The sequence below is a fragment of the Vibrio sp. 10N.222.47.A9 genome (assembly GCF_963872585.1).
Lineage (GTDB): Bacteria > Pseudomonadota > Gammaproteobacteria > Enterobacterales > Vibrionaceae > Vibrio > Vibrio splendidus.
On record NZ_CAWNBB010000083.1, the window covers coordinates 1 to 5915 of the forward strand.

The window sequence follows — 5915 nt, forward strand, 5'->3', positions numbered from 1 at the left end:
GTTCAAATTTTTCTTTAGACATGGGGTGTCCCTCTAGGTACGGATTAGGTGGCTTAAAATAAGACCACGCAACCAAAAAAAATGGTTTTCTTTATTAAAGGAGAAGAAGCTTTAGACTGGTGCTAATACCCAGAGTCGAACTGGGGGCCTCACCCTTACCAAGGGTGCGCTCTACCGACTGAGCTATATCAGCACACAAAAATGAGTTGGAGCGTGCAGCGGGAATCGAACCCGCATCATCAGCTTGGAAGGCTGAGGTAATAGCCATTATACGATGCACGCAACACGTAACTCTTTTGAGCTATTTAACCTTTAGAATATGGTGGAGGGAGACGGATTCGAACCATCGAAGGCAGTGCCGGCAGATTTACAGTCTGCTCCCTTTGGCCACTCGGGAACCCCTCCAAATTTTGATCTTTCTCTCGCTCTCTATAAATAGAAGGGAGAAAGTGGTGCCGACTACCGGAGTCGAACTGGTGACCTACTGATTACAAGTCAGTTGCTCTACCTACTGAGCTAAGTCGGCACAAGTGGGGCGCATTTTATTGAATGATTTTCCACCTTGCAATAGTAAATTGCAAAAAAGTGCAAAATTCTCTTATCAAATTCCTATATACGGTTATTTAGCTCAAGGTTTCTGCCTTTAATCCGCATCTAGTAAAGGAAGATATTTAATTTATCTATCGCTTGATGTATTTTCCATGCACTTGTTTTGTTATCCACTATAGAGTTTTGTATGAGCCCATTTATGTCATTTGACCGCGCGCAGTGGTCTGAACTAAGGAATTTAGTTCCAATGACACTTTCTGAGAGCGATTTGAAAGAGCTTCAAGGCATCAATGAAAAGCTGACAATGGAAGAAGCAGTAGAGATTTATCTACCGTTATCGCGCCTGTTAAACCTCTATGTGGCCGCTCGACAAAATAGAAACTCAGTGCTTCATCAATTTCTGGATAAGAAAGAAACTGCGCCACCATTTATCATTGGTATTGCTGGCAGTGTAGCAGTAGGGAAAAGTACTACAGCTCGTCTATTGAAAGCTTTGCTATCTCGTTGGGAAAACCACCCTAAAGTTGAGCTAGTTACGACAGATGGCTTCTTATATCCAAATGAAATATTAGAAGAAAAAGGATTAATGAGTAAGAAAGGTTTCCCTGAGTCCTATGATATCAAAGCGCTAGTCAATTTTGTTTCAGACGTAAAGGCATGTAAGCGTAATGTGACTGCACCTGTGTACTCTCATCTCACCTACAACATTACCAAGGAAGTAAAAGAGGTCGACTTACCCGATGTGCTCATTATCGAAGGGCTCAACGTTTTACAAAGCGGTATGAATTACCCACATGAGCCTCATAGAGTCTTCATTTCAGACTTCCTCGACTTCTCATTGTATGTCGATGCTGAAAGCGCTCAAATTCAACAATGGTATGTAAATCGTTTTATGAAGTTTCGTGAAGGTGCCTTCGCTAAACCTGGGTCATATTTCGGGCACTACACTAAATTATCAGATCTAGCCGCTAAGGAAAAAGCAGAAGGTATTTGGCAATCAATCAATGGTTTAAACCTAGAGCAGAATATCCTTCCGACCAGAGAAAGGGCTCACCTGATTTTACGCAAAGGCGCAGATCATATGGTTGAGGAAGTGTTACTAAGAAAATAATAACCTCTTAGTCCCCTTTTCTTAGGGATATCTCTCCACCGATATAGCTCTCAACACCGTTCTCAGTTTTGAGTAACACGGCACCTTGTTCATCGATACCCTGTACAACACCTTCAATTTCTCTAGGTCCAATGATCAGTCTAACGTTGCGACCTAAGAAGTTATCTAAACGATTCCAGCGTTCGACAAAATTCGACATCCCTTTCAATTCATAATCGGCAAGTGACTTGTCCCAAGCATTGATCAGAGCCTGTGCTAACTGGTTACGGTCGGGCACTTTTCCATCACAGACCTCTTTGAGAGACGTCCACGGCTGACCAATACCTGATGTTGTCGGGTCCATGGACAGGTTTAGTCCCAAACCAATAACAATATGAGCAGCGCCACCAGACTGTCCTGACAACTCGACTAAAATACCCGCGAGTTTCTTATCATTATGGTAAAGATCATTCGGCCATTTCAGTTTAACACCTTCAACACCCATCTCTTCCAAGGCTTCAACAACAGCAACGCCAACGACAAGGCTTAACCCCATAGCGGCAGCCATACCTGCATCGAGCCTCCAATACATTGAAAGGTAGAGATTTGCACCAAATGGCGATACCCACTCTCTTCCACGACGTCCACGACCTGCAGCTTGATATTCAGCAATACAGACCGACCCCGATTCGAGGGTACTAGTACGCTCTAACAGGTGTTGGTTTGTTGAACCTATGATTGGAATGAGTTCAAGAGAAGCATCACGACTCACAGCAGACAATTTTTCTTGGTCAAGCATGTCTAAACGACTGACTAGCTTATAACCTTTGCCTTGTACTCGATAGATATCTAACCCCCACTCTTGGATACCTTTAATGTGCTTACTGATAGCCGCTCGTGATACACCGATCATTTCACCTAAGTCTTCACCAGAATGAAACTCACCATCGGCAAGACATCTCAATAGTGCAAGCTTGGTACTGTGCTCTCTCATGCCAATGACTCCAAAGCTTTATCTAGGTTTGTCTCACAGTCTCGTCCCATAAAACGCACTTCATGTTCCAATCGAATATCGAATTTATTCAAGACTGATTGACGCACTCGCTCTGCAAGCTTAAGGATATCCACAGCAGAAGCCTCATCATAATTGATGATAACTAATGCTTGGTTTGGGTGAACTTGAGCCCCACCTTCTGTCACGCCTTTGAACTGGCATTGATCAATCAGCCAACCTGCAGCTACTTTGATCATGCCATTACTCTCATAGCCGACAATGTTGGGATATAGAGCTAACAAGCGATCAAAATGATCTTTGGTGATCACAGGGTTTTTGAAGAAGCTACCCGCATTGCCTTGGACTCTAGGATCTGGCAACTTACTTGAACGGATAGCGCATACTTCATCAAATATAGTACGAGGAGAGAGAATCTCAGCTGGTAGGCTTTTTAACGGACCATAGTGATTACATGGATTCCACTCTTTAGGTAGGGTCAAACCAATCGCAACAACAATCGCTTTGCCATAGAGAGCATGTTTAAAAATAGAATCTCGGTAGCCAAAGAGACATTCCTCTTTGCTTAACCGCTTAACTGTATAAGTATCCAGATAAAGAATATCAACATATTCGCATACGTCTTGCAGTTCAACACCATACGCACCAATATTCTGAATCGGAGCAGAACCTGAACAACCCGGTATCATTGCGAGGTTTTCTAGACCACCCAGACCTTTATCAACACTCCACTCAACCAAGCTTGGCCAATCCTCACCACCACTCACATGCAGAAGGTGATGACGGTCCGTCTCGGTCAGCTCAATCCCAGCTAATTTATTCACAATGATCAAACCAGCGAAATGCTTGGTAAAAAGCATATTGCTGCCCTTACCCAGAATTAACTTAGGTGAAGTTGACCATTTAGGATTCCTATAAACCGAAATTAGTTCGTCGATCGTGGTTACTTCAACCAACGCATCACAGGTCTGATCGATAGAAAAAGTATGAACATTTTTTAAACTAGCATTGAGATGGAATTGCATGGCGATATTCAATTAACTTACACTGCCATCATTCTACAGCAGATAAACCAATGGCGCAGTGACTGAATGAACAATGTCATCATTACTCAATTAGACCCAGTAAAGGTTCCCCTAGTTAAACGTTTCTATAAGGAACATTATCCAACGGGAAAAGCGAACAAGAGTGAACTGATCTATTCGTTATTACTAGATAACGAGCTTTGTGGTGTCGTGCGTTTTCGCACCATTGAAGATAATCGCTTACTTACTGGTATGGCGATATCAAAACAACATCGTGGTAAGCAATTAGGCTCTCTGCTTATGGACTATTGTGCGAAACATACGCTAACAGAAAGCGATTATTGCTTTGCTTATGCTCATCTCACCAACTTTTACTCTCGACACAAGTTCATGCAAGTAGACCCGACAGATCTTCCTAATGGCCTAAGAGTTTTGTACGAGCGCTATTCGAATAGCGGAAAAGATCTCATTCCTATGCATTATCAGCAAAATTGTTAGAGAATGCCTCGATTATCTAGTATTTCATGCTATCCCTTTGGTAAAATTAAAGGTTCGCAATTTTGCATATTTTTAAGGTAAAACAGTCAATATGATTGCCAGTAGGAATCCATTCATACAGTTGCCAACCATAGCGCAGAATCCTGACAAGTTTGAAGTACTACTATCAGCGCAAGAGTTTAGAGCTCGCTTACTTGATGAGATATCTCGCGCAACAACTCGTATTAGTTTAGTCGCTTTGTATCTTGAAGATGATGAGGCTGGCCGTGAGATCCTAACTGCCTTATATGAAGCAAAGCAAAAGAATCCAGAATTAGATGTGAGTGTGTGTGTCGATTGGCACAGAGCTCAACGTGGATTGATTGGCGCGGAGTCTTCTGAAGGCAATGCAGCCATGTATAAAGAGTTTGCGGAAAAATATCAGCACTCTGTACCCGTCTATGGCATTCCAGTTCGCGGCAAAGAAGTCTTTGGCGTATTACACTTAAAAGGCTTTATCGTCGATGACAGTGTGATATACAGCGGTGCAAGCCTTAACAATATCTACCTGAACTACCATGATCGCTATCGCTTTGATCGTTACCACGTTTTAAACAACGCAACGCTTGCTGATACAATGTTTACATACGTACACGAACAGATGGTCTCAGACATTGCTGTTTATGATTTGGCTGATAAGAACAAACCAGCTACCAAAGAACTGAAACCTGCAATTCGTCAGTTCCGAGCATCGTTAGCAAGATCTCAATATCAATTCGATGGTCAAGATGTTTCTCCCGAACAAGTCGCTGTGACACCATTGGTAGGTATCGGCAAGAGACGTAACCGTCTGAATCAGGGAATCAATCAACTTGTCGCTCAGGCTAAAGACGAGATCTTCATTTGTACGCCTTACTTCAATTTCCCACCGAGTCTAGCAAAAGAAGTAAAGAGAGCGCTTAAACGTGGCGTAAAGGTCGGTATTGTTGTTGGTGATAAGACAGCCAATGACTTCTTTATCTCCCCAGAAGAAGAGTTTAAAACGATTGGTGGTTTACCATACCTTTATGAGCTGAACCTACGTCGTTTCGCTAAAGCCAACGAAGCTCATATTGCTAGTCGTAACCTTTCGATTCGACTTTGGCAACACGATTCAAATAGCTTCCATCTAAAGGGTATTTGGGTCGATAAGCGCTACATGCTTCTAACAGGTAATAACCTAAATCCTCGAGCATGGAAACTGGATCTAGAAAACGGTATATTTATCCAAGATAACTACCATCACCTAACAGACAAGTTCCAGGCTGAAGTAGATAATATTCTTCAACACACTCAGCTAATCTGCACTTATAAGCAATTAGACAAGGTTGAGAGCTATCCGATGGAGGTTCAGAAGTTGATTCGTAAGATCACTCGTGTCAAAGCCGATAGAGTCCTTAAACAAATATTGTAGTAGATGTATTAAAGTACTAATTATCAACGCCTAGCAAACGCTAGGCGTTTTTGTATCTGCGAAATAAGTTTGTTTGATGTAATTTCGCTATTTACTCAAAACTAGTGCCAACGCTTAAACCTCCAAGTATCTACCTTTATTAGTCAGCCTAATAATTAAGATGCGGCTATCAGATACAAATAACAACCAAGTCAGATACCAACTCAATCGACAATTACTTTCTATATCCTACGCCACTCACTACAGCGAGGAACTAGCGTGATAGTCCTCACTTGTACTCAAATTAGTCTAATACCAATTCCATTAATT

The 5915-nt window shown here is 42.1% G+C and carries 5 protein-coding genes and 4 tRNA genes; 3 read left to right on the forward strand and 6 right to left on the reverse strand.

The genetic code is table 11. The features are described from left to right. Positions 1–117: 117 nt before the first annotated feature. From AACT19_RS23190 to AACT19_RS23205, 4 genes are all read right to left on the reverse strand, one after another. Positions 118–193, reverse strand: a tRNA-Thr gene (locus AACT19_RS23190). A gap of 14 nt (positions 194–207) precedes the next feature. After that, positions 208–282: transfer RNA gene (locus AACT19_RS23195), tRNA-Gly, on the reverse strand. Positions 283–320: 38 nt separating this feature from the next. Then, positions 321–405, reverse strand: a tRNA-Tyr gene (locus tag AACT19_RS23200). Positions 406–450: 45 nt separating this feature from the next. Further along, a tRNA-Thr gene (locus tag AACT19_RS23205) sits at positions 451–526 on the reverse strand. 210 nt (positions 527–736) lie between these two features. Here AACT19_RS23205 and coaA point away from each other — a divergent pair. Further along, entirely contained in the window at positions 737–1660 is a 924-nt protein-coding gene (gene coaA, locus AACT19_RS23210) for a type I pantothenate kinase (protein ID WP_017078366.1), read from the forward strand. 7 nt (positions 1661–1667) lie between these two features. Here coaA and birA read toward each other — a convergent pair whose 3' ends face one another. Both birA and murB read right to left on the reverse strand, forming a co-directional pair. Continuing rightward, complete coding sequence (gene birA, locus AACT19_RS23215) at positions 1668–2633, reverse strand: bifunctional biotin--[acetyl-CoA-carboxylase] ligase/biotin operon repressor BirA (RefSeq protein ID WP_004736115.1); 966 nt, start codon at positions 2631–2633, stop codon at positions 1668–1670. Further along, positions 2630–3676, reverse strand: coding sequence for a UDP-N-acetylmuramate dehydrogenase (gene murB, locus AACT19_RS23220; RefSeq protein ID WP_004736116.1), 1047 nt, complete (start codon positions 3674–3676; stop codon positions 2630–2632). The genes birA and murB overlap by 4 nt, the downstream gene beginning before the upstream one ends. Before the next feature lie 66 nt (positions 3677–3742). Between murB and AACT19_RS23225 the strand changes: the two genes are divergently transcribed. Further along, positions 3743–4174 carry a GNAT family N-acetyltransferase gene (locus AACT19_RS23225; protein ID WP_004736117.1) on the forward strand — a complete coding sequence of 144 codons (432 nt, stop codon included), beginning with the start codon at positions 3743–3745 and terminating at the stop codon, positions 4172–4174. A 91-nt stretch (positions 4175–4265) separates the two neighbouring features. Continuing rightward, complete coding sequence (gene pssA, locus AACT19_RS23230; RefSeq protein WP_004736119.1) at positions 4266–5606, forward strand: CDP-diacylglycerol--serine O-phosphatidyltransferase; 1341 nt, start codon at positions 4266–4268, stop codon at positions 5604–5606. Positions 5607–5915: the final 309 nt, after the last annotated feature.

What these genes read in the sequence shown, in the direction of transcription:
- coaA (WP_017078366.1), top strand. Translation starts at nt 737, where the DNA reads ATGAGCCCATTTATGTCATTTGACCGCGCGCAGTGGTCTGAACTAAGG.
- birA (WP_004736115.1), bottom strand. Translation starts at nt 2,633, where the DNA reads ATGAGAGAGCACAGTACCAAGCTTGCACTATTGAGATGTCTTGCCGAT.
- murB (WP_004736116.1), bottom strand. Translation starts at nt 3,676, where the DNA reads ATGCAATTCCATCTCAATGCTAGTTTAAAAAATGTTCATACTTTTTCT.
- AACT19_RS23225 (WP_004736117.1), top strand. Translation starts at nt 3,743, where the DNA reads ATGAACAATGTCATCATTACTCAATTAGACCCAGTAAAGGTTCCCCTA.
- pssA (WP_004736119.1), top strand. Translation starts at nt 4,266, where the DNA reads ATGATTGCCAGTAGGAATCCATTCATACAGTTGCCAACCATAGCGCAG.